The sequence below is a fragment of the Pseudovibrio sp. SCP20 genome, from assembly GCF_057774105.1.
Window position 1 is genome coordinate 377,831 of the sequence record NZ_JBYMDH010000001.1, and the last position, 21,504, is coordinate 399,334.

Below are 21,504 nucleotides of genomic sequence, written 5' to 3' on the forward strand. Positions count from 1 at the left end.
TCAAACGAGGGGGCTTTTTTATGTCTTTTCCCAGCTGGCTTACTTGGGCACTTTTACCCGTCTATATTGTCGAAGGTTTGCGCGCACGCGCCAACTCCGTGCGTTTTGCACCTGCTCCGGGTCCTCAATCCGGCGAAATCGCTGGGCAGGGCAAACAGATCAACCTGCTTGTCGTCGGAGATTCCTCCGTTGCAGGTGTCGGCCTTGATCACACCACAAATGGTCTGACCTACAAGCTGGCCACCAAACTCTCAGAAATCAGCGGCCAGCCCATCAAATGGCGGGCTGCGGGCAATAACTCTGCAACATCAGCACAGCTGAGGGATGTAGTTGTGCCGAACCTGCCGGATGAGGACTACACTCACGTTTGCATCAGTATCGGCTTCAATGATCTGAAGAACTTCAAATCCGGCCGTGCTTGGAAGAAGGGCTTTGGCGAGTTGATCTACGCGCTGCGCACCAAGTACCCGAATGCGCGCCTTTACTGGCCCAACCTCATGTCTCCCAACTACGTGCCAGCCCTCTCAAAAGCGCTGGCAGGTGTTCTGGAGCCGCGCCGTCAGATGATCAACCGTGTCGGCACACAGCTCTGCTTTGAGCGTGGAGCTATCTCTATGGCAGCCATACCGGAAATCACCAGCGCTGCCTTTTGCGAGGACGGCGTGCACGCGACATCGCTGGGCAACCAGATCTGGGTGGACCACATGGTCGCTGATCTTCTTGAGCGCGGCCTCCTAGGGTTGGAAGATAAGGATGAAGTAGAAGACAAACAGAACCAGATGGACAGCGCCCTGTAGGGCGTTCGTTCGGGTCCCTGTGAATGTGATCATGCTCAGGATCAAAGTCAGGAGCAGCAGGATCATATCTGTGTCCTTCACACCCAGCACAATGTGAATGTCAAAGATCCCGGCTGCGATCAAAACTGCCGGGACAGTCAACCCGATGGTTGCCAGCGCCGATCCAAGGCAGATGTTGACCGACCGCTGCAGCCTGTTGGCCAGCGCCGCGCGGAAACTGCCAAGCCCTTCTGGCGTCAGAACCAGAAGCGCCACAAGAACACCGCCAAAGGCAGCAGGCATGTGGAAGCTGGCGATGCCAAAGTCCACCAGAACCGCAAACTTCTTGGAAAGCAGCACGATCGGCAACATGGTCAGGATCAGGAACATCGCATGATAGCCGGTGGAGTAAATTTCCAGATCATGATGATGGTCATCCTCATCATGAGCGTGCTTGTCATCCTCCACTTCATCCTTCGCCATCAGAAACGACAGAGCCACACCGGAGTGCGGTTTGGGCTGAATGAAGAAGGACTTATGCCGGATACTCTGCGTCGCAAGAAATACTGCATAAAGCAGGCTGATCATCACCGCGAAGGAAATCTGCTGTCCGGTGGAAAGAGATGGGTCTGCGGTGGAAGTGGTGTAACGGGGTAAGATCAGAGAAAATGTTGCAAGCGGAATGAGAACTGAAAGGAAGGAGCGGGCACCTGTGGTGTTGAAGGGCTGTTCTCCATACTTGAGGCCGCCCAAAAGAAGACTGATACCCACCATGCCATTCAATACGATGTTGAGCACCGCGAGCATCGTATCGCGTGCCAGAGGCTCATTGGTGCCACCTGTCAGCATAATGGAAACAATGAGCGAGACCTCAATGCCGATCACCGACAGGGTCAGGATCAGTGTCCCGTAGGGTTCCCCCAGAATAACGGCCAGACAGTCCGCATGGCGCACCACGCCAAAGGCGCACCACAGCATGACGCTGAAAAGCCAGATGAAGCAGAAGATCTGCACGGCAAGGCCCGCCGAGGGCTGCAACAGATCCGCCCCAGCCAGAAAGAAAAAGGCTGTGGTTGCAGCTCCTGCCAGAAAACAGGCTTCTCGTTTTAGTGTACTCCAAAACCCTGACATTATACTTTTGTTCTCCAAGGCCCTGTAAAAAATGAATTATTCCGTTGCAGAGGTCTCCGCAGTGACGTCTTCGCGTGGACGCCAGATGATGGCAGGTTCTCCCTCCATCACCAGTGGTGTCTCGGAGGTGCTGTCGTCCGCAAGCTCTTCCCATGAGTTCACCAATGTGGCTGACACATCATCACTCAGCTGCACCAGCTTGGAACGCCAGATACCCTGTTCAGCCCGCCGCGCCTTCGCAGCAACGTCTTTCAGGGCTTCAGGGGCATCGCGCTCAGCCTTTGCCCAGCCATTCTCAATCAGCCAAGTGGCAAGATCATGTTTGCCCACGTTGCAGGTTGCAGCATAATCATCCCCTTGCATGGGCTTCATGTCAGAGCAGGTGACACGCTTCTGGCGGATGAAAGCACGCAAAGCCGTCCGTGCTCTGATCCCGCAAGGCCATCTTTCACCATCTTCACTGGGGCATGTTGTGCTGAGAGGAACAGCTTGGACGTGATGAAGCGAAATCCGTTTCTTTTTATCGCTTAGCGTGGCTCCATCCACCGCAACAGGGCGATAGAGCACCAACTCCTTTGGAGGAGGCTGCTTGGACTTGCGCGGTATCTTCACGTGAGCAACACGTTGTAGAGTAGCTGTCACCGCAGGAGGAGGCGTGCGTGTGCCACCCACATTGCGCAATCCATCAGGATGTTTAGGCGGTGTTTTGGGGATCTTGGCCTCGGCAGCAAGGCGAGCAGCTTCCAGAGCCGCCAGTTCCTTCTGCTTTTCTTCAGCGCTTGGCTTATGCTCAACCGGGAAAGAGGAGGGGCGATAGAGGGTGCGTGCGTTTCCACGCAGAGCAGTTTCTGCATTGTGCTCAACAAGCGCATAAAACCCGACGCCAAGAAGCGCCACTCCAAAAAGAAAACACGTGGTCTTGGTAATCCGCATAAGCACCCTGTCTGCTTATTGGCTCACCCACAAAACCCTTGCTGTCCAGACCAGATCCGCAACTTGAACAACCCTTGGTGTGTCATCCGGGGTGTGCCGTCGAAATTCAATGCGCTCATTCGTTTGCCGTTGCAACGGGCCGCAATGTAAATCTCCGGTTTTAGTCGCTATCAAAACATGATCATTTCGCCGCAAAGAGCTCTCGGGAGAGACGATGAGTATTTGTCCTTCCCTGTAGTATGGTTCAAAACTATTACTCGAAACTTCCAATGCGAAGAATTTCTCACTCTGAGAACTGGGAAAAATGAAGCTATCGCAGAATTTATCTAGCTGAAAACCCGAGAGATCCTCAAGATCCACCTCTCGTAACTCATCACTCGTGCATAAATACGCTGGAAATGACCGGAAATATGTACCGGTGATCTCTGTTTTGTCTTGCAGCAATCCGGCAAAGTCCACGAAGGTCATTTGAGTGACTTCGAGCACCTTGGCGAGCGACTCCGTTGACGGCCAGCGTGGGCGACCATCAGCAGCAAAGCGCTTGGAGGGATTGAAGGAGGTCGGATCGAGTCCCGCACGGCGTGCAAGGCCAGAGGGTGTCAGTTGATGCCGCTCAGCCACTTTATCAAGCGCTGCCCAAAGGTGCTCGTGATCTAACATTCATCCTCCAACAGCGGAAACAACCGGACATAAACCGTACAGATTTGCAAGAAAAACAGCCTTGTTCTGCACCTCTTAGAGATCTTGTATGTGGTGAATAAAATCCTATTGCAAGCACTAGTCGAAAGAGAGGGGTTGCCAGCCACCGATTTGTGGATGTATGAGCATGGCTTCAGTTGAGTAGACGTCTCTCCTGAAAGGCAATTCCCATGTCCCTCATATTCAAGATCGCCCCCAAGGCGCTTTGGCAAGAAGCTGAAGCCGCCGGTATCTTTGCGGGTGCTCCGATCGATCTGGCCGATGGTTACATCCACTTCTCCAGCGCTGAGACCGTGAAAGAAACCGCTGCACTGTACTTTGCGGGACAAACCGACTTGCTGCTGATTGCCGTTGAGAGCGAAGACTTCCCGGAAAATGAAATGAAGTGGGAAGCCTCCCGCGGTGGTACGCTCTTCCCGCATCTCTACGGCGAGTTTCCTGTCTCTAAGGTCAAGTGGGTCAAACCATTGCCATTGGACGCTGAAGGCAATCACCAGTTTCCGGAGCTTTAAATGTCGATTGAAAACCTGATCAACAAAGTGGGCATTCGGGCACTGCATTGTCTGGATCCTGAGACCTCACACAACGCAACCATCAAGATGCTTGCCTCAGGCCTGGCACCAACGTTCGGACAAGTCGAGAACAAAGCAATTGAGTACAAGCTCGGTGATCTGACCTTCAAGAACCCGGTCGGTATGGCTGCAGGGTTTGATAAGAATGCAGAAGCCATCACACCACTCATGAAGCTCGGCTTCGGGCATGTTGAAGTGGGCACGGTGACCCCACAGCCGCAGGAAGGAAATCCAAAGCCTAGGAATTTCCGCCTCAGCGCAGACCGCGCCGTGATCAATCGCTACGGCTTCAACAATGACGGTCACGATGTGGTCTACGAGCGCATCCGCAAAGCAGGTCGTACGCCGGGTGTTCTGGGCATCAACGTGGGCGCCAACAAACTTTCCGAAGATCGCGTCGCCGATTATGTGCTTGGTGTAAAGCGTTTCGCTGAACTGGCAGACTACCTGACGGCCAACATCTCCTCTCCAAACACACCTGGCCTGCGAGACCTGCAGGAAAAAGATGCTCTTGCGCACCTGCTCTCTGCCATCGTCAACGCACGTGACGAGCAGGAAGACCATCTGGGCCGCAAAGTCCCGGTCATGCTGAAGATTGCACCGGATGTGACGGAAGAAGCGCTCAAGGAGATTGCTGAGGTTGTCATGACCAACAAGGTCGATGGCATGATTGTCTCCAACACCACCATCGCCCGCCCATCTACACTCAAAGATCAGCAGCAGGCAAAGGAAGCTGGCGGTCTGTCAGGCGCCCCATTGTTCGAACGCGCAACCATCGCTCTGGCTAAAACCAGACGCGCTGTAGGGCCAGGCCTACCTCTCTTTGGTGTTGGGGGAGTAGATACGCCAGAAAAAGCGGCTGCGAAGATCTTTGCAGGGGCAAACCAGATCCAGCTGTACTCCGGCATGGTCTATGAGGGACAGACGTTGGTGAAGAAGATCAATCAGCATCTCTCCCGTCTGGTCGCAGCCCGCGGTGTTTCCAACCTGCAGGAGCTGGTCGGCATCGACAACGACATCTGGGCAGACAAAACGCTCGACTAAAACAATCAAGGCGAGGCACATTTCAGCAGCCTCGCCTCTTAATCTTGTGATCAGTTAGCCGTATTGGAAGCTGGCTGCAATGCGCTAAAATACTGCCGTTCACGCACGACGCACAGATAGCTCAGCGTCAATCCACGTGCACCGAAGAACACCAGCAACGAGAACCAGAGCCCGTCGTTTCCATAGATCGGAAACAGCAGATAGTAGCTGGCAAGGAACAGTATGGTTGAAACCACCACAGAGTTCCGCATGTCCTGAGACCACGTTGCGCCAATAAATATTCCATCCATCTGGAAGGCCAAAGTGCCGATGATTGGCGTCAGGACAGCCCAGAACATAAAGGTCCGCGCTGTCTCTCGCACTTCTGCATGAGTGGTGAGCAGGTCAATGACGACACCGCCGGTCAGCCACAGCACCATTGCTGCGCCGAAGGAAAGCCCAAAGCCCCAGCCGATGGAAAGTCGCAGAGCCTTGCGGAACGCCGTGCGTTGCTTGGCACCAATCGCTTGCCCAACCACCTGTTCAGCAGCTGACGCTGTACCATCCAGAAAGAACGCCGCGACCAGAATGAACTTCTCCAGAACCGCATTCGCTGCCAGTACCACTTCACCCTGAGCCGCACTGCGTGAGGTGAAGAAGCCAAAGGCAAACAGCATCACCATGGACCGGATCATGATATCCCGGTTCAATGCCAGCATCGGCTTGAGTTTTTCCCAGATGATAATCTGAGAGAATGTCGGCAGCGGTGCACCATTCAGCTCGCGCTTGATCAGATAGAGCCCCAGACAGAAGGTCAGCATCTCCGCAATGAAGGTCGCCACAGCAACACCTGGAATGCCCCAGTTGAACCCAAGCACAAACACCACAGAAAGCACCATATTGGTGACATTCAGGAAGGTCTGAATAAGCAGCCCGATGCCGGCCTTGCTCAGCCCAAGGTACCAGCCAAGGATGGAGTAGTTGGCGAGCACAAACGGGGCAGAAAACGCACGGATTGCAAAATAGGTCGCCGCAGCTTCCTGAACCGCTTCCGTACCGCCAATGATCGGCAGGCCAAAACTCAGGATCGGCCATTGCAAGAAGATAACAATGACACCGCCAATCAGCCCCAACAGTAGAGCCCGTGCCAACACAGCCCGCATCTCATTGCCATTGCTGGCGCCAAGGGCCTGTGCTGCCAGACCCGTTGTACCTGCACGCAGGAAGTAAAAAAATGCGCCGATCACATCAAACAGGATCGTGCCCACAGCCAAACCGCCCAGCAAAGCAGCATCATGCAGCTGCCCGATCACTGCAGTATCAACCAACCCCAGCAATGGAGTGGAGATATACGCCAGGGTCATCGGAACAGCGAGCGCAAGGAAAGAGCGGTTTGTCACTTTGAAATTTGTAGACACGGAGAAACCTTTAAACGCACGAGAGCAATGCGGGCCTGCAGCTCAAATGGGCTTGGGGAAATTGATTTCTCTATGCTCATATTGGTTTGTTCTGTTTTTGTCCATATTTATAATCTTGTGAGATCAGTTAGATTGGCGTGAAACAGAGAAGGTGTTGCTCTCGTGAGACTACCAATTGTGCATCATCCCGCCTACACAGCGGACATTCCGGAGGACCATAGGTTCCCCATGAGAAAGTATGCCGAGGTCGCACGGTGGCTGAAAGAGACAGACCCGCAAGGCGCTCTCTATGACTTCCATGAGCCAGATCCAATCTCACGCGATGATCTGCTGCGCGTTCATGCAAGGGAGTATGTGGATCAGGTGCTGAGCTGCACCGTACCGCACGCTATTGCCCGTGAAATCGGCTTTCCCATGACTGAGAGCGTCTCCTTCCGTGCCCAGTGCGCAACAGGTGGATCCTTGCTGACGGCCATGCTGGCGCTGGAACATGGCGTGGCCTGCAACACCGCGGGAGGCTCTCACCACGCCCGCATTGCGCAGGGGGCTGGCTTTTGCGTCTTCAACGATGTTGCAGTCGCGGTGAGGGCAGTGCAGGCCATGCGCATGGTCCGCCGCGTACTGATCATCGATCTGGATGTGCATCAGGGGGATGGCACTGCCGATATCTTCGCCCACGACACCAGCGTCTTCACCCTCTCACTCCATTCAGAGAAGAACTACCCCGTCCGAAAGAAAGCCTCTACGCTGGATGTGCCGCTGGAAGACGGCATGGAGGACGACGAGTACTTGTCAATTCTGGAAGATACTCTCAAACGCGTGCTCACCACGTTCAAAGCAGATCTGGTGTTCTTCAATGCCGGTGTTGACCCTCACCATGACGACCGTTTAGGCCGCCTTGCCCTCTCCGATGAAGGGCTGCGAAAACGAGAGGAACTGGTCTTTAAACTGGTAAGGAATGAAGGTCTTCCACTTGCAGGTGTGCTGGGAGGTGGTTATTCGTATAATCTTAGACTATTGGTTAACCGGCACTCAAACCTGTACCGCGTGGCAGCGAAGTACTTATAATTCAAAAACAAGTCCTTTTTATATAAAATTTTAGTAAAATATAAAATTCCACCTTTAAGAACTGAATAGGTAAATGTGTCTTGCCATTTTATGAAAAATGCGCAGTATCCCCTCCGTAAAGTGCAAATAAAATGCCTCGGAAGGCTAGGAGACACATATGGGTGTTGTGGTCACCAATAGAAGCGTTGTACTGGATACTGCGGATTACATGATCCGGGAAAGCGGACTGTTGGGCTTGGATGTTGATCAGCTTGCCAGTTCCACCGGAACCAGCGAACAGGACATTTCTGAAATGTTCTCCTCAGTCAATGGGGTAGAGCGCGCTGTTCTGCAAAGATACATCGACCGCTTCCTGCAGATCCTTGGTGATCCTTCCACACAGACGCTGCACTTCCGCAGAGCACTGGACACTTACATCGCAGCTTTCCAGGCTGGCATGGCAGACGGTGGCGAGCTGTTCCTGTCCGCAGTGCTGGGCGATAAGGATGAAGAGCTGCCGGAAGACCTGCAAGAGCTTGCAGCAACCTTTGCTCGCCGTGCCCGTGTATGGCTCGCAGACCTGTTGGAATACAGCGGCAACTGGTCCTCAGAAGAAGCTCTGGTAAAGTCGGACTTTGTTCTGGCAGCACTGGAAGTGGCTGTTCTGATCGGCAACACCAGCGAAGATCCGGAGATCTTCGACAACCTGTCCGTCAACATTCACAATATCTGCATGCAGTAAGTTAAGAGCAGGCGCGGTTATCGTCCGCGCCAGTTCATCAGCCGTGAGATAAACCACAGCGGCACCACCACAATGGCTCCGAGGAAGAAGTAGGAGCCAAAGCGCTCAATGGCCGAGAAGCCCATATTCCAGATCCGGATAAAGAAATCCTGCACGGAGTAGATCAGGGTCAGCGGCGAAAAGTCCAGCGCAGACAGCACAATCCCGACAATCAAAGATAGAAAAATCAGCCGAATGAGCACGCGTCCCGGCGTGTCTCCAAGAAAACGGTTGAACTTATCGTTTGACATCAAAATCTCCGCAATAGCCGTGCTCAAAAAGGGCAGTGGACGTAAAACCCAGGCAAAGGACAGGGTAATCGCAAACTGCTTTACAATGCTTTGATCCCTATATAGGCACCCAACCTACTCTTTCATATGGGGCGATGCCAAATTTTCTATTCCATTCCATATACGCAGTAATCGGTCTTTCCTTTAAGTGCGTCTTCCTTACAGTACCTCCAAAACAAGAGGATGGCCGCCGGAGCGCTTATCGTGTGCGCCTAAAGGCTGGCAGAGAAGATCATAGGATACACCCATGAAAGCTGTGACCTACCACAAAGAGACCGACGAGTTCGTGCTGGCTGACGTGGAAAAGCCCACCCCTGCACGAGGTGAAGTGCTGGTAAAGGTGGTCGCCACCGGCCTCAATCCAGTTGATGCAAAGATCAACAAATGGTGCGCCGCTGCTCACGATATGAGCGACAGTTGGGTGCCCGGTCTGGACGTGTCCGGCATCATCGAACAGGTCGGTGAGGGTGTCACAAACTGGGCTGTGGGTGATGCAGTTCTGTATCACGGCAACATGTTCAAGCCCCACGGCGGGTTTGCAGAATATGCTGTCACCGATGCTGAGGCACTCGTCAGACACCCGGATGTGGACCCGGTCATAGCCGCAGCAACTCCATGCGCAGGCTGGACTGCATGGCGTGCCCTCGTGGATAAGCTGGACATCGAAAACCGCAATACTCTGCTGGTCATGGGTGGCTCAGGCGGTGTAGGAAGCTTCGCTATTCAGATCGCCAAACACTTCGGCACTGAGAAAATTCTGGCGACGTGTTCTGAGCGCAATCTCGACTACGTGCGTTCCCTTGGTGCAAGCCGCGCAATCGACTATGGCTGGGAAGATGTGATTGGCATCGCTTTTGAAGAAACTGGACGGCAAGGCGTTGACGTAGCGCTTGATACAGTTGGCGGCGACAACGACATCACCGCTGCAAGCTGTCTTGGTTTTGAAGGGGAGATGGTCGAACTCGTCAGCACCGTGCGCCCTGCGGCCTATGACAATGCGTTCCTGAAAGGCCTCAGTTTCCACCAGCTTAGTCTGGGCTCGGGGCTGCGCGCAGGTCCAAAGGCCAAAGCCAATCTGGTTAAAGCAGGCACAGCCTTTTCAAAGCTTCTGGAAACTGGTGAGATCTCTGTACCAAGGATTAGACAGATCAGTCTTGAAGATGTAGGGCTTGCTCTGAAAGACATGAGAAACCAACGCACCGTCGGCAAGATTGTGTTGAAGATCTAGGTAGTTATCCAATATCTTCCCTCCATCGGAATCAAATGAGGCTGGCCTGTCCAGCCTCACCGGCGGAGGCAGGGATGAGTGAGTTTGTAATCTACGCAGCAGAGCCCCAAGACGCAGAAGACCTGGCGGCCCTGCGCGTAGAAGCCATGCGCGAAAGCCTTGAAGCGCTGGACAGGTTTGATCCTGATGTGTTGCGGTCTGGTTTCCATCAGAGTTTTGCACCTGCGTCGACTTTCAAAGTCGTGCGGGGAGTAAAAACTCTTGGTTTTTACACTCTGCTCGATCAGCCAACTCATCTTGAGCTGGATCATCTTTATTTGCTGCCAGAAGCTCAAGGCAAAGGTATTGGAACAGCGATAATCTCGCATGTTAAGGCAATTGCGTGCAACGCTGAGAAACCCATACACCTTGATGCTGTTCATCTAAGCAGAGCCAATGACTTTTATATTCGCCATGGTTTCCGCTTGATCCGAACTGAGGATCTCGACAACTACTACGAACTCCCTCTGGAACATATCAAACCGGGAACGCCAACGTTCATCCTGAAGCACGCAAAGCCCGAAGATGCAGAACAACTCGCTGATCTGCGCCACGAGGCCATGAAAGACGAGTGGGCTGCCAACGGCCTCACCAACTATCCCTTGGCCCGCAGCCACTTCTTCGAAGACTTCAAGCCCGACGCCACATGGAAGATTGAGTTGGAAGGGGAAATGCTGGGCTTCTATGCATTCCATTCCCATCCAGACCATTTCTATCTGGATATGCTGTTCTTGCGCCCGGCAGCGCAAGGGAAAGGGATTGGCTCAAAAATACTTCGTCACCTGAAAGAGATTGCCACCAAAGCTGGTAAGCCAATACGCTTGGATGCGCTCAGGATAAGTCGATCCAATGAGTTCTACCAGACCCATGGCTTCTCTGTGATCCATTCAGAAGGCTACGAGAACATTTATGAGTTCACGCCCGAACCTGCCTTCCAACTTGAAATAGCTTCTCAGGATGACTTCGAAGAACTCCAGCACATTCGCTACACATCCATGAAGGAAAGCGCGGAAGCCAATGGCTTGTTTGATCACGACAAAGCCCGCGAGGTGTTCCTAAGCGAGTTCGCACCTGAAAAGACGCTGAAAGTCCAACGAAACGACAAAATCATCGGCTTCTATGTAGTCTTGACCCTCCCGGATCACCTCTATCTGGATATGTTCTACCTGCTGCCTGAAGCACAAGGTCTCGGCATTGGCTCCAAACTCCTGAACCAGATCAAGGCACAAGCGGACAAGCAAAGCAAACCCATCCGCCTCGACGCCCTCCGCATCAGCCCCGCCAACGCCTTCTACCAGCACCACGGCTTCCACCTGACTTACTCCGAGGGCATCAACAACTACTATGAGTATACTCCGAAGTGTTCATCTTGGCGCATAGTACCTGCTGCTGCAGCTGATTTTGACCTGCTCGCAGACCTCCGCCATCTGGCCATGAAAGACAATATGGAAGCCAATGGCATGTTCGACCATGAGCTCTACCGGCAATATTTCAAAGACAGCTTTGACCCTGCCTCTACATGGAAGATCATTGAGAACGATAAGGTTCTGGGCTTCTACGTTTTGTGGGACAAACAAGACCATCTCTATCTGGAGCGTCTTTACTTCCACCCGAATGCACAAGGTCGCGGTATCGGAGCAGAGATACTTACCCTCCTGAAACAACAAGCCGCCACCCAAACCAAACCCATCCGCCTCGACGTCCTCCCCCAAAGCCGCGCCAACCCCTTCTACCTCCGCCACGGCTTTGAGCTGATTGAGGAGAGGGAAGAAGAGAAGGTGTATGAGTGGAGGGTAGAGGGTTCCAAAGAACTCACTTAATGGTCTCACCCTATCCCGCAAACACAAAGAACCACCAGAGGCTTGCTGTGGCTAGGGAGAGGGGGACGCCGATGCCGATGGTGGCGGCGACCAGTTCGCTTTCCAGGTTGTACTGCAGGGCGATCAGGCTTGCGCCCAGCATGGGGGGCATTGCCATTTCCAGAAGGGCGATGCGGGCGATGTTGTTTTCCAGCTGCCCAAGGCCAGCATAAACCAGATACAGGAACAGCGGCGCCAGAACCAGGCTGAAGGTGAGGGCGAGGCCAATAGGTGCCCATCGCCCTTTTAAGTGCTCAACTCTCAAGGCAAAGCCAACAGCTGCAAGAGCCATAGGCGTCAGCGTGTCGGCCAGAGTACCGACCACATCATCAATCCAGACCGGACGGCCCAGATGGTTGGTCGCAAGCGCAACAATGATCGCCCAAAACGGGGGAAACGTGAGAATGCGCCGAACGATCACAGGCAGTTCAAAAGCACCGGCACTGGCAACGGTTGCAATGCTGATCCCGAGAATGGAGAGGGCAAGGTAAGACCCGAAGAGGTCGATCACCAGCCCGACGCCGAGATACTGGCTACCTGCAAGGGCTGAGATCATCGGCAGGCCGACAAAGCTGGTGTTGGCCCATCCGGCAACCAGCAGAAGCGCGCCAATTCTTTGCCACGACCACTTGAAATACTTGCCAATGGGAACAAAGAACAGAATTGCAAAGCCCACGCCGATCCACGGAGTGGCGGCTGCAAACCACCAGTCGGCTGAAACGGTAACCCCATGCACATTCTTGATGGCCATGGCAGGCAGCGCAACGTAGATGACCCAGCCGCCAAACACCTTCGTTGCTGTGTCAGGAAGCGCTTTGGTGAGCCGCAGAACAATCCCGATCACAAGGCAAAATACGATGAGAACAATCTCGGCCATGGGGCATCATGCCTGCGTTATGAAAACAACCTTCCTCTTCAGCAAAATAGAAGAGCAAGTTAAACGCGGCATGAAGGAACTCATGAACACCGCCCCGATGCCGTAAACGCTTCCTAAAGCTAACGACAGGCAAAGAGAGCTCTCCCAATAAAAACGCCGGTGAGATGTCTCCCACCGGCGCTTCAAACTTAAACCAGAGGGCTGAGCGGTAAAGCCCAGCCGGGTCTGTATTACTCAGCAGCTTCCGCCACAGCCTCTGCAGGAGAGAACTTACCGTAGTAAGTCTCGCCAGCTTCTGCCATTGCGCGCAGCTGCTTGTTAGGTGCGAAGCGGTCGCCCCACTTGGCAGCCAGCTTGTCACAGCGTTCTACGAACTCTTTGGTGCCGATGCCGTCGATGTAGGACAGTGTGCCACCAGAGAACGGTGCAAAGCCGAAACCGAGGATAGAGCCAACGTCTGCTTCACGAACGTCTGTCAGGCAGTTCTCTTCAAACACGCGTGCGGTTTCAAGAGCCTGAATGCCAAGCAGACGGTCCTTCAGTTCTTCAACCTCGAACTCATCAGCGGACTTCGCTGGGCCGGTGATCTCGGTGATACCAGGCCACAGAGCCTTGTCTTTGCCTTTGTAGTCGTAGAAGCCCTTGGTGTTCTTACGGCCATGACGCTCATGCTTCACAACCATCGCATCAAGGATCTCATCGAATCCGCTGGATGGGTACGCATCACCAAGGTCTTTCTTGGTGGCTTCCTTAATCTTCCAGGCAAGGTCCAGAGCAACTTCATCACCCAGAGACAGCGGACCAACAGGCATGCCTGCCATCTTGCCAGCGTTCTCAATCATCGCTGCCGGAACACCATCGGAAAGCATCATGATGCCTTCGCGAACGTAAGTGCCAACAACGCGGGAGGTGTAGAAACCACGGCTGTCATTCACAACAATCGGGGTCTTCTTGATCGCCTTCACGTAGTCCAGAGCAACAGCAGTTGCCTTGTCCTCGGTTTTCTCACCCAGAATGATCTCAACAAGCATCATCTTGTCTACTGGAGAGAAGAAGTGAATGCCGATGAAGTCTGCTGGACGGGAAGATGCTTCTGCCAGAGACGTGATCGGAAGAGTAGAGGTGTTGGACGCGTAGATCGCGGAAGCTGGCATTGCTGCTTCTGCTTGCTCGGTCACAACGCGCTTCACTTCACGGTCTTCAAACACAGCTTCAATAACCAGATCCACGTCAGACAGCGCGCTGTAGTCGGTGGTCGCAGTGATCAGGCTGAGCAGCTTCTCTTTCTTCTCAGGCGTAGATTTCTTACGCTTGATAGCCTTGTCCATCAGGTCTGAAGAGTAGGACTTACCCTTGTCAGCAGCTTCTTGAGACTGGTCGATCAGAACAACTTCCAAACCAGCTTTTGCTGTCACGTAGGCAATGCCAGCACCCATCATGCCTGCGCCAAGAACGCCAACCTTCTTCAGGTTGCTTTCCGGTACACCTGCTGGACGGCGTGCGCCTTTGTTTAGCTCCTGCATGGAACCAAACAGGGAGCGAACCATGGCAGCTGCTTCCTTGCTCTGCAGAACATGCGCAAAGTAGCGGCTCTCGATGGTCAGGCCAGTGTCGAATGGAACCATCAGGCCTTCAACAACGGAGTGCAGCATGTAGCGTGCGCCCGGGTAGTTGTCATAGGTGTTCTGACGGTAGATCGCGTTCGCTGCTGGCCAGAACTGCATACCGGATGGGGAGTAAACCTTACCGGTTGGGATCTTGAAGCCCTTCTTGTCCCAAGGCGCGACTGGGTCAACGCCTTCAGCAAGCATCTTCTTGGCTGCATCAACCAGCTCAGCTTCAGGAGCAACATCGTCAATCAGCTTCAGACGCTGGGCCTTCTTTGCATCAAGGTTCTGACCCATCAGCAGGAACTGCAGGCCGCCCTGAAGATCAGGCACCATGCGCATCACACGCTGCGTACCACCAGCACCTGGGAACAGACCCACCTTAACTTCAGGCAGAGCCATTTTCAGGCTTTCTTCAGCACCGATACGCTTGTGACAGGCCAGAGCCAACTCGGTGCCACCACCCATGGAAACGCCGTTGATTGCAGCCACATATGGCTTGCCGGAGGTTTCCATTTTGCGGAACACGAGTGAAAGCTTACGAGTGCCTTCAAACAGCTCTTTCGCAGCACCTTCAGGATCAACGCTCTGGCGCTTCTTGTAATCACCAAGAGCCTTGCCGATCATGGAAAGGTCAGCACCAGCGGAAAACGCTTTTTTGCCGGAAGCAACAACAACACCTTTGATGGCGTCATCAGCAGTGATGTCGTCGATGACTTTGTCCAGCTCATTAATGACGGACTCGTCAAACACGTTCATTGGCTTTTCAGGCGAGTCCCATTTCAGAACTGCAAAGCCGTCGGCATCGGTTTCAAGGGTAAAGTGTGTGTATGTCATTGTCGTTCTCCCCCCTTAAACGCGCTCAATGATGGTCGCAGTACCCATGCCTGCACCAATACAAAGAGTAACAAGAGCCGTGTTCTTGTCCTGACGCTCCAGTTCATCCAGAACTGTGCCAAGGATCATTGCGCCGGTCGCACCCAGTGGGTGACCCATCGCAATCGCACCGCCATTCACGTTCATAATGGAGTGGTCAATTTCAAAGGCCTGCATGTAGCGCAGAACAACAGAAGCAAACGCTTCGTTCAGCTCAAATAGGTCGATATCGCCAATTTCCATGCCTGCATTTTTCAAAAGCTTCTCGGTCACATCAACCGGACCGGTCAGCATCAGGGCAGGGTCAGAACCGATATTGGCAAAAGCTTTAATGCGTGCACGGGCTTTAAGGCCAATCGCATCACCAGCTTCTTTCGTACCCATCAACACAGCCGCCGCACCATCAACGATACCGGAGGAGTTACCAGCGTGGTGCATGTGGTTGATTTTCTCGATTTCAGGGTGAGCCTGAATGCCAACAGCGTTAAAGCCGCCCATGTTGCCCATCATCTCAAAAGATGGGTTCAGACCAGCCAGAGACTGCATGTCTGTTTGTGGACGCATGTGTTCGTCATGGTCCAGAATGGTCAGGCCGTTGATGTCGCGTACAGGCACAACAGAGTTCTTGAAACGACCTTCGTCCCAAGCCTTCTTCGCGCGCTTCTGGCTCTCAACTGCATAGGCGTCCACGTCATCACGGTTGAAACCGTACTTGGTGGAGATCAGGTCAGCGGAAACGCCCTGAGGCATGAAGTAGGCAGGAATAGCCACCTGCGGGTCTGCAGGCCATGGACCACCGGAAGCGCCAAGGCCAACGCGGCTCATCGCTTCAACACCACCAGCAACAACCAGCTGGTTCTGGCCGGACATGACCTGAGAAGCACCCATGTTCACCGCATCAAGACCGGATGCACAGAAACGGTTGATCTGCATACCAGGAACGGAGCGGTCATAATCTGCTGCGAAGACAGCTGCACGCGCGATGTCAGAACCTGCATCACCCACTGGGTCAACACAGCCAAGCACAACGTCGTCTACAAGCTTGGTGTCAAGCTCATTACGGTCTCTGATGGCTTCAAGAGCGTTCGCTGCAAGGCGCGCTGTCGAAACTTCATGCAAGGAGCCGTCTTTCTTGCCGCGCCCGCGTGGGGTGCGAACATGATCGAATATAAGGGCGTCTGCCATATTGTCCTCCGCGAAAAAATTGGTCAGGCTGGTGTAGGCAAGGGGTGGCCGGGCATCAGGTCATAAGGGGCTACCCAATGGGGCAGGGCCTTAATCCGCTCAAGCCATGCATTCACATTTGAATAAGGGCCGAAGTCCACACCAATCTCTTCTGGCCAAAATAAGTATCCGCACACCGAAAGGTCTGCGATTGTTGGGCGATTTCCAACAAGGAAGTCTGTGTCCGCAAGGCGCTGATCCAGCACCTTCAAAGCGGCGATGGCCCGGCCTTCAAAAAAGCGGGTCACATCAGTCTCACCGGTTTTCACCATGGCTCGCATGTAGCGCAGGGTCGCCACATAGCTGGTCAGCTTGTGGTTGTCCCAGAACAGCCAGCGCAGGATTTCCCGGCGTTCTTCCTCGTTCTCCCATCCAAATGTGCCAAGCTGCTGGGAAAGGTACTCCAGTATCACGGCAGACTGGGTCAGCCGTGTCTCCCCGTGCCGGAGCACAGGAATTTCTCCCATCTCATTCTCTTCACTGCGGAACTCAGGATCGCGGGTGGCACCATTAAAAAAATCGACCCACACCGGGGTCCATGATACCTGGGAAAGCTCCAGCATCAGCGCAACCTTGTAGGCATTGCCGCTCTGCGCAAAACACTGAAGTTCATATTCCGCCATATCGCACTCCTAAAATCTGTCAGTTTAATATATCAGATCGAGAATAGGGCAGGACAAGAGCCCAAGAAAGATCCCGGGCTCTCGAATTGCGATAAAGTGATTAGAACGCTTCCGCGTCCAGGCTCATCATGGTTTCAGAGCCAGTGGAGATGCGTGCCAGATGCGCTGAAGATTCAGGCATCACGCGTTCCATGAAGAAAGTGCCAAGGGTCAGCTTGGTTTTCAGCCAGTCTTCCTGACCGTTCGCACCGTCCTTGATCTTGCGGTTCGCAGCAATCGCGATCTTGGTCCACATGTAACCAAGAGCCACCAGACCAAACAGGTGCATGTAATCGGTAGAACCGGCACCCGCATCATCCGGGTTCTTCATAGCGTTCTGCATGAACCACATGGTCGCGGCCTGCAGGTCTTTCAGGGACTGCTTCAGACCCTTCATGTAAACGCCAAGCTCTTCGTCGCCTTCGTGTTCTTTAATGAACGCGCCGACTTCCTTGAACCATGCCTGGATTGCACGACCGCCGTTTGCTGGCAGCTTACGGCCTACAAGGTCAAGCGCCTGAACACCGTTAGCACCTTCATAGATCATGGCGATACGAGCGTCGCGAACGAACTGCTCCATACCCCATTCCTGAATGTAGCCGTGACCACCATAAAGCTGCTGAGCCATAACGGTGTTGTCAAAGCCCTTGTCAGTCAGGACGCCTTTAACAACAGGTGTCAGCAGACCCATGATGTCGTCAGATGCCTGCTTTTCAGCATCATCCTGAGACAGGTGGGACACGTCACCATGCAGAGAGGTCCACATGTAAAGCGCACGTGCTGCTTCGTTGAAGGAACGAATGGTCATCAGCACACGGCGGACATCCGGGTGAACGATGATTGGATCAGCTTGTTTTTCCGGATTTTTAGGTCCGGTCAGCGAGCGTCCCTGAATACGGTCCTTCGCGTAGGTCACAGCGTTCTGGTAAGCCACTTCAGACTGAGCCAGACCCTGAATACCAACGCCAAGGCGTGCTTCGTTCATCATGACGAACATCGCACGCAGGCCTTTGTTCTCTTCCCCAACGAGATAGCCCACGGACTCATCATAGTTCATGACACAGGTCGCGTTGCCGTGGATGCCCATCTTCTCTTCGATGGAACCAACGGACACACCGTTCATCTCACCCGGATTTCCGTCCGCATCCAGCTTCTTCTTCGGCACGACGAACAGGGAAATACCCTTGGTGCCTTCTGGGGCACCTTCGATACGTGCCAGAACAAGGTGGACAATGTTCTCGGAAAGGTCCTGATCACCAGCGGAGATGAAGATCTTAGTGCCGGAAATCTTGTAGCTGCCATCGCCCTGTGGTGCTGCTTTTGTGCGCAGCATGCCAAGGTCGGTACCGCAGTGTGGTTCGGTCAGGTTCATAGTACCTGTCCACTCACCAGTCACCATCTTCGGCAGGTAGGTGTTTTTAATTTCGTCGTTTGCATGAACAAGCAGAGCTGCCATCGCACCGGCGGTCAGGCCAGGGTACATCGCAAACGCCTGGTTTGCGGAACACAGGTACTCATTCAGAATAACAGAAAGGGTCGCAGGCATGCCCTGTCCGCCGTACTGCTCTGGAATGGACAGACCGCCCCAGCCAGCTTCCACGTAAGACTGGTAAGCCTCTTTGAAGCCTGGAGGTGTTGTCACGGTTCCATCATCATGGCGGGTACAGCCAATCTTGTCGCCGCTCTGGTTCAGTGGCTGCACGATCTCTTCAGAGAACTTTGCGCCTTCTTTCAGGATAGCTTCAACAAGATCCGGCGTTGCCTCGGCGAACCCTGGCAAGTTGGAATGTTTCTCGTAGCCCAAAACGTCCTTGAGCAAAAAGAGGGTATCTTCAACGGGAGCACTATAACTCGGCATCTCAATTTTTCCTTCCGACCAACCCTAGAGGCATGGCTTTAACGTTTGCGTAAACGTCAACTTGTTTCGGAATATAGAGCGCCCTCGCGCCTGCGGCAAGTTATACCCAAGTGTAATTTCTTAGGGGCAGGTACGTATCCGCGGAATCCTGCGGGTTCCCACCTGATAACTTCCCTGTGAAATCTCAGTGTGCCTTGCCTCTAGCACTATGAAAGTGACGGGTAACCTTTGTCTGCCCTTCAATTTTAAAGGGAAAATATGGCGTGAAAGCGAGAATCGCCGTCTCTGGAAAACTCGATGATACGACTGCCCTCAACACGCTTGGCCCAACCTTGATCCAGAAAGAACGAGAGCAGGGAAGTGCCCGCAATCCCCGCCAGATGCGAGCGTCGCGCACTCCAATCCAGACAGGATTTGCACAAAGGCCGACGTTTTGTCTCCTTCTCAGGAAGCACCACGCCCAGCTCGGTTAAGAACGAGCGCCCGTCACCCGTCAAGTGTAGCTGCTCGCCATCCTCCACGAGGAAATCCCGCGCCAACAAGCTGTCATAAGCCTGCACACCATACTCACCCGCCAGATGGTTGTAGCAAACCCGTGCTTTACGCAGGGCAGGTTCCTTGGGGCCGGTGCGCACGCGCGTCATCCCGGTGCGCATGGCAATTCCGCTCATGGCCTCCAGCAGAGCTGCCACATCACCGTCCGCCAAACTGTAATACTTGTGCCGCCCCTGTTTGCGCAGGCTCACCAGCCCGGCCTCGGCCAGACGGCTCAGGTGAAAGCTGGAGGTTTGTGGTGTCACACCAGCCTCCTGGGCTAGCTCACTGGCGGTGAGGGCAACGCCAGTCATCAGAGCCTGCAACATGTTTGCCCGTGCCGGATCTCCAATCAGCGCGGCGATCCCGGCAATGTTTGGTCCTTCTTTCATGTGCGGCTCCATTCGTGAAACAGTCTCCGGACTATAGCACACACAAAGAAGTGATAGTTCGATCACGATCGAAACAACACCGCATTTCGCCTTGCTACACCTTCAGTATCACTAAAACGAACCGGAGACCTGTGATGCTTACATGTATCATCCGCTATGAGATTGACCCGGCAAAACGCCAGGAGTTTCAACAGTATGCCCGCAATTGGGGGCAGGCGATCCCACGCTGCGGTGCAGATCTGATCGGCTATTATGCTCCTCATGAGGGCTCCACCACACTAGCCTATGGCATCTACAATGTGCAAAGCCTTGCTCACTACGAAGAGTACAGAGCCACCCTTGCCAAAGACCCGCTGGGGCGCGAAAACTATGAGTTCGCAATGAGAGAGAAGTTCATCCTGAAAGAAGACAGAACCTTTCTCACTCTGGCATCTGCTCCACATGCCAAGCCTTGATCGCCATTCTAATCAATGAAAGTTCCCAGCATGATTGCCGTTATCTTTGAAGTTGAGCCCTTCGCAGACCACAAAGCCAGCTATCTGGACATGGCCGCCTCCATTAAGCCGGAACTGGAGAAAATCCCGGGCTTTATCTCCGTGGAGCGCTTTCAGAGCCTCACCAATCCTGAGAAAATTTTATCACTGTCATTTTTCGAGGATGAAGAGGCCGTGCTGCGCTGGCGTGCTCAGGAAAAGCATCAGGAAGCACAGCGGAAGGGAAAAAACGAATATTTCCAGAAGTATCGCATACGCGTGGCGAGCATTTTGCGAGATTATGGCTTGGATAACAATTAAATTAAGAAACAGCACAAGCACGAGAGAGTTTCAATAGCTGAATTTTATTGAATGTATTCTCTGGGAATATATCGAAGCGCTGAAACAGAGCTGCCAAACAAAAAAGGTGGGGTGTGTGCCCCACCTGTTCGAGCTTGAAAAATCAGCTCTTTTTCTCTCGCAGCATACCTTCGACAATCGTCACGGTGCGCTGCAGATCTTCAATCGCTTCATCGATATTGGCGCGCTGGCCTTCCAGAACTTTAATCTGTTCCTGGAACCGTCCAAGAGCGACCTCCAGCTGCGTGACCTGACCGTCGCGCAGATCATAAAGGTCCAGCATATCGCGAATTTCGGAGAGCGAAAAACCGACCCGCTTGCCCATCAAAACCAGCTTCAGGCGTGCGCGATCCCGACGGTTATAAATACGATTAAGCCCGTCACGCTTAGGATTCAGGAGTCCCTTATCCTCGTAAAACCGAAGAGTGCGGAGTGTAACATCAAATTCTTTTGCCAGATCACCAATTGAAAACTGGGTCTTCTTTCCCTTACCCAGCTCATTGGCAACAACATCAACAATCATCTCATTGATATGTAGGGCTTCGCTCATCTGCTTGACCTGTTCTTTTTTGCTTCCGCGACACTGCCGGTAACCCGCGACATGTGTACATGAGTACATGCTAAATGATGCACCGCGCAATTTCTATCAAGTTTATACATTGGCAGGAACACGTAGGTCTAGCAGAAGCCGCTTGATAACCCTTAATTCGGGTAAATCGGAACACGAATTATTTTCATGAGTTGGTTCCGTAACCCCTAAAAATGCATGGTATCTGCCCGATAACAGCCATAATTCACATTCCTTAAGGGCTCTTCACGCAGAATTCGACCTATTAACCCACTAT

General features: G+C 53.3%; 21 protein-coding genes. 9 read left to right on the forward strand and 12 right to left on the reverse strand.

Translation table 11 applies throughout. The features are described 5' to 3' along the window. Positions 1 to 20 precede the first annotated feature (20 nt). The gene (locus AC3CB2_RS01735; protein WP_352931282.1) at positions 21 to 797 is read left to right on the forward strand and encodes an SGNH/GDSL hydrolase family protein; all 777 of its coding nucleotides are present in this window, start codon (positions 21 to 23) and stop codon (positions 795 to 797) included. Here AC3CB2_RS01735 and AC3CB2_RS01740 read toward each other — a convergent pair. The 3 genes from AC3CB2_RS01740 to AC3CB2_RS01750 are packed head-to-tail and all read right to left on the reverse strand — an operon-like array spanning position 735 to position 3,500. Next, entirely contained in the window at positions 735 to 1,907 is a 1,173-nt protein-coding gene (locus AC3CB2_RS01740) for a calcium:cation antiporter (RefSeq protein ID WP_008549892.1), read from the reverse strand. The genes AC3CB2_RS01735 and AC3CB2_RS01740 overlap by 63 nt on opposite strands. Positions 1,908 to 1,943: 36 nt before the next feature. Beyond that, on the reverse strand, positions 1,944 to 2,840 hold the full coding sequence (locus AC3CB2_RS01745) for a thermonuclease family protein (RefSeq protein WP_352931280.1): 897 nt from the start codon (positions 2,838 to 2,840) through the stop codon (positions 1,944 to 1,946). Positions 2,841 to 2,855: 15 nt separating this feature from the next. Then, positions 2,856 to 3,500, reverse strand: coding sequence for a S24 family peptidase (locus AC3CB2_RS01750; protein WP_352931278.1), 645 nt, complete (start codon positions 3,498 to 3,500; stop codon positions 2,856 to 2,858). 209 nt (positions 3,501 to 3,709) lie between these two features. On the opposite strand from AC3CB2_RS01750, the gene AC3CB2_RS01755 reads away from it, so the two are divergent. Next, positions 3,710 to 4,051: a DUF952 domain-containing protein gene (locus AC3CB2_RS01755; protein WP_352931276.1), complete on the forward strand. Its 342-nt coding sequence runs from the start codon at positions 3,710 to 3,712 to the stop codon at positions 4,049 to 4,051. Further along, entirely contained in the window at positions 4,052 to 5,155 is a 1,104-nt protein-coding gene (locus AC3CB2_RS01760; RefSeq protein WP_352931274.1) for a quinone-dependent dihydroorotate dehydrogenase, read from the forward strand. A 50-nt stretch (positions 5,156 to 5,205) separates the two neighbouring features. Here AC3CB2_RS01760 and AC3CB2_RS01765 read toward each other — a convergent pair whose 3' ends face one another. Then, positions 5,206 to 6,552 (reverse strand): MATE family efflux transporter, encoded by a 1,347-nt coding sequence (locus tag AC3CB2_RS01765; RefSeq protein WP_352931272.1) that lies wholly within the window; start codon positions 6,550 to 6,552, stop codon positions 5,206 to 5,208. A gap of 228 nt (positions 6,553 to 6,780) precedes the next feature. On the opposite strand from AC3CB2_RS01765, the gene AC3CB2_RS01770 reads away from it, so the two are divergent. Both AC3CB2_RS01770 and AC3CB2_RS01775 read left to right on the forward strand, forming a co-directional pair. Beyond that, complete coding sequence (locus AC3CB2_RS01770) at positions 6,781 to 7,620, forward strand: histone deacetylase family protein (RefSeq protein ID WP_352931270.1); 840 nt, start codon at positions 6,781 to 6,783, stop codon at positions 7,618 to 7,620. A 157-nt stretch (positions 7,621 to 7,777) separates the two neighbouring features. Continuing rightward, positions 7,778 to 8,341: a TetR/AcrR family transcriptional regulator gene (locus AC3CB2_RS01775; protein ID WP_008549477.1), complete on the forward strand. Its 564-nt coding sequence runs from the start codon at positions 7,778 to 7,780 to the stop codon at positions 8,339 to 8,341. A 17-nt stretch (positions 8,342 to 8,358) separates the two neighbouring features. On the opposite strand, the gene AC3CB2_RS01780 is transcribed toward AC3CB2_RS01775, so the two are convergent. Beyond that, positions 8,359 to 8,631: a DUF6460 domain-containing protein gene (locus AC3CB2_RS01780; RefSeq protein WP_008549654.1), complete on the reverse strand. Its 273-nt coding sequence runs from the start codon at positions 8,629 to 8,631 to the stop codon at positions 8,359 to 8,361. A gap of 286 nt (positions 8,632 to 8,917) precedes the next feature. Here AC3CB2_RS01780 and AC3CB2_RS01785 point away from each other — a divergent pair, with 286 nt between their 5' ends. Both AC3CB2_RS01785 and AC3CB2_RS01790 read left to right on the forward strand, forming a co-directional pair. After that, positions 8,918 to 9,898, forward strand: coding sequence for an alcohol dehydrogenase catalytic domain-containing protein (locus AC3CB2_RS01785; protein ID WP_352931268.1), 981 nt, complete (start codon positions 8,918 to 8,920; stop codon positions 9,896 to 9,898). Positions 9,899 to 9,972: 74 nt separating this feature from the next. Further along, positions 9,973 to 11,757, forward strand: coding sequence for a GNAT family N-acetyltransferase (locus tag AC3CB2_RS01790; protein ID WP_352931266.1), 1,785 nt, complete (start codon positions 9,973 to 9,975; stop codon positions 11,755 to 11,757). A 10-nt stretch (positions 11,758 to 11,767) separates the two neighbouring features. Here AC3CB2_RS01790 and AC3CB2_RS01795 read toward each other — a convergent pair whose 3' ends face one another. The 6 genes from AC3CB2_RS01795 to AC3CB2_RS01820 form a co-directional block, all read right to left on the reverse strand. Next, positions 11,768 to 12,673 (reverse strand): AEC family transporter, encoded by a 906-nt coding sequence (locus AC3CB2_RS01795; RefSeq protein WP_352931264.1) that lies wholly within the window; start codon positions 12,671 to 12,673, stop codon positions 11,768 to 11,770. Between the two features lie 230 nt (positions 12,674 to 12,903). Continuing rightward, entirely contained in the window at positions 12,904 to 15,117 is a 2,214-nt protein-coding gene (locus tag AC3CB2_RS01800; protein WP_352931262.1) for a 3-hydroxyacyl-CoA dehydrogenase NAD-binding domain-containing protein, read from the reverse strand. A gap of 15 nt (positions 15,118 to 15,132) precedes the next feature. After that, a complete protein-coding gene (locus AC3CB2_RS01805) occupies positions 15,133 to 16,341 on the reverse strand; it encodes an acetyl-CoA C-acetyltransferase (protein ID WP_008550053.1) in 1,209 nt (402 codons plus the stop codon). Between the two features lie 23 nt (positions 16,342 to 16,364). Then, on the reverse strand, positions 16,365 to 17,003 hold the full coding sequence (locus AC3CB2_RS01810; protein ID WP_352931260.1) for a glutathione S-transferase family protein: 639 nt from the start codon (positions 17,001 to 17,003) through the stop codon (positions 16,365 to 16,367). Positions 17,004 to 17,103: 100 nt separating this feature from the next. Further along, positions 17,104 to 18,900 (reverse strand): acyl-CoA dehydrogenase C-terminal domain-containing protein, encoded by a 1,797-nt coding sequence (locus AC3CB2_RS01815; RefSeq protein WP_008549911.1) that lies wholly within the window; start codon positions 18,898 to 18,900, stop codon positions 17,104 to 17,106. A gap of 245 nt (positions 18,901 to 19,145) precedes the next feature. After that, positions 19,146 to 19,826 carry an ArsR/SmtB family transcription factor gene (locus tag AC3CB2_RS01820; RefSeq protein WP_352931258.1) on the reverse strand — a complete coding sequence of 227 codons (681 nt, stop codon included), beginning with the start codon at positions 19,824 to 19,826 and terminating at the stop codon, positions 19,146 to 19,148. 134 nt (positions 19,827 to 19,960) lie between these two features. Between AC3CB2_RS01820 and AC3CB2_RS01825 the strand changes: the two genes are divergently transcribed. Next, positions 19,961 to 20,281: an NIPSNAP family protein gene (locus tag AC3CB2_RS01825; RefSeq protein WP_352931256.1), complete on the forward strand. Its 321-nt coding sequence runs from the start codon at positions 19,961 to 19,963 to the stop codon at positions 20,279 to 20,281. A 30-nt stretch (positions 20,282 to 20,311) separates the two neighbouring features. Then, on the forward strand, positions 20,312 to 20,620 hold the full coding sequence (locus tag AC3CB2_RS01830; protein WP_054783130.1) for an antibiotic biosynthesis monooxygenase family protein: 309 nt from the start codon (positions 20,312 to 20,314) through the stop codon (positions 20,618 to 20,620). Between the two features lie 142 nt (positions 20,621 to 20,762). Here AC3CB2_RS01830 and AC3CB2_RS01835 read toward each other — a convergent pair whose 3' ends face one another. Next, a complete protein-coding gene (locus AC3CB2_RS01835; RefSeq protein ID WP_008549503.1) occupies positions 20,763 to 21,209 on the reverse strand; it encodes a MerR family transcriptional regulator in 447 nt (148 codons plus the stop codon). Positions 21,210 to 21,504: the final 295 nt, after the last annotated feature.

Coding starts and splice junctions, on each gene's coding strand:
- AC3CB2_RS01825 (WP_352931256.1), top strand. CDS start 19,961: ATGCTTACATGTATCATCCGCTATGAGATTGACCCGGCAAAACGCCAG.
- AC3CB2_RS01745 (WP_352931280.1), bottom strand. CDS start 2,840: ATGCGGATTACCAAGACCACGTGTTTTCTTTTTGGAGTGGCGCTTCTT.
- AC3CB2_RS01795 (WP_352931264.1), bottom strand. CDS start 12,673: ATGGCCGAGATTGTTCTCATCGTATTTTGCCTTGTGATCGGGATTGTT.
- AC3CB2_RS01805 (WP_008550053.1), bottom strand. CDS start 16,341: ATGGCAGACGCCCTTATATTCGATCATGTTCGCACCCCACGCGGGCGC.
- AC3CB2_RS01740 (WP_008549892.1), bottom strand. CDS start 1,907: ATGTCAGGGTTTTGGAGTACACTAAAACGAGAAGCCTGTTTTCTGGCA.
- AC3CB2_RS01770 (WP_352931270.1), top strand. CDS start 6,781: ATGAGAAAGTATGCCGAGGTCGCACGGTGGCTGAAAGAGACAGACCCG.
- AC3CB2_RS01735 (WP_352931282.1), top strand. CDS start 21: ATGTCTTTTCCCAGCTGGCTTACTTGGGCACTTTTACCCGTCTATATT.
- AC3CB2_RS01815 (WP_008549911.1), bottom strand. CDS start 18,900: ATGCCGAGTTATAGTGCTCCCGTTGAAGATACCCTCTTTTTGCTCAAG.
- AC3CB2_RS01830 (WP_054783130.1), top strand. CDS start 20,312: ATGATTGCCGTTATCTTTGAAGTTGAGCCCTTCGCAGACCACAAAGCC.
- AC3CB2_RS01800 (WP_352931262.1), bottom strand. CDS start 15,117: ATGACATACACACACTTTACCCTTGAAACCGATGCCGACGGCTTTGCA.
- AC3CB2_RS01760 (WP_352931274.1), top strand. CDS start 4,052: ATGTCGATTGAAAACCTGATCAACAAAGTGGGCATTCGGGCACTGCAT.
- AC3CB2_RS01775 (WP_008549477.1), top strand. CDS start 7,778: ATGGGTGTTGTGGTCACCAATAGAAGCGTTGTACTGGATACTGCGGAT.
- AC3CB2_RS01780 (WP_008549654.1), bottom strand. CDS start 8,631: ATGTCAAACGATAAGTTCAACCGTTTTCTTGGAGACACGCCGGGACGC.
- AC3CB2_RS01810 (WP_352931260.1), bottom strand. CDS start 17,003: ATGGCGGAATATGAACTTCAGTGTTTTGCGCAGAGCGGCAATGCCTAC.
- AC3CB2_RS01820 (WP_352931258.1), bottom strand. CDS start 19,826: ATGAAAGAAGGACCAAACATTGCCGGGATCGCCGCGCTGATTGGAGAT.
- AC3CB2_RS01790 (WP_352931266.1), top strand. CDS start 9,973: ATGAGTGAGTTTGTAATCTACGCAGCAGAGCCCCAAGACGCAGAAGAC.
- AC3CB2_RS01750 (WP_352931278.1), bottom strand. CDS start 3,500: ATGTTAGATCACGAGCACCTTTGGGCAGCGCTTGATAAAGTGGCTGAG.
- AC3CB2_RS01835 (WP_008549503.1), bottom strand. CDS start 21,209: ATGAGCGAAGCCCTACATATCAATGAGATGATTGTTGATGTTGTTGCC.
- AC3CB2_RS01755 (WP_352931276.1), top strand. CDS start 3,710: ATGTCCCTCATATTCAAGATCGCCCCCAAGGCGCTTTGGCAAGAAGCT.
- AC3CB2_RS01785 (WP_352931268.1), top strand. CDS start 8,918: ATGAAAGCTGTGACCTACCACAAAGAGACCGACGAGTTCGTGCTGGCT.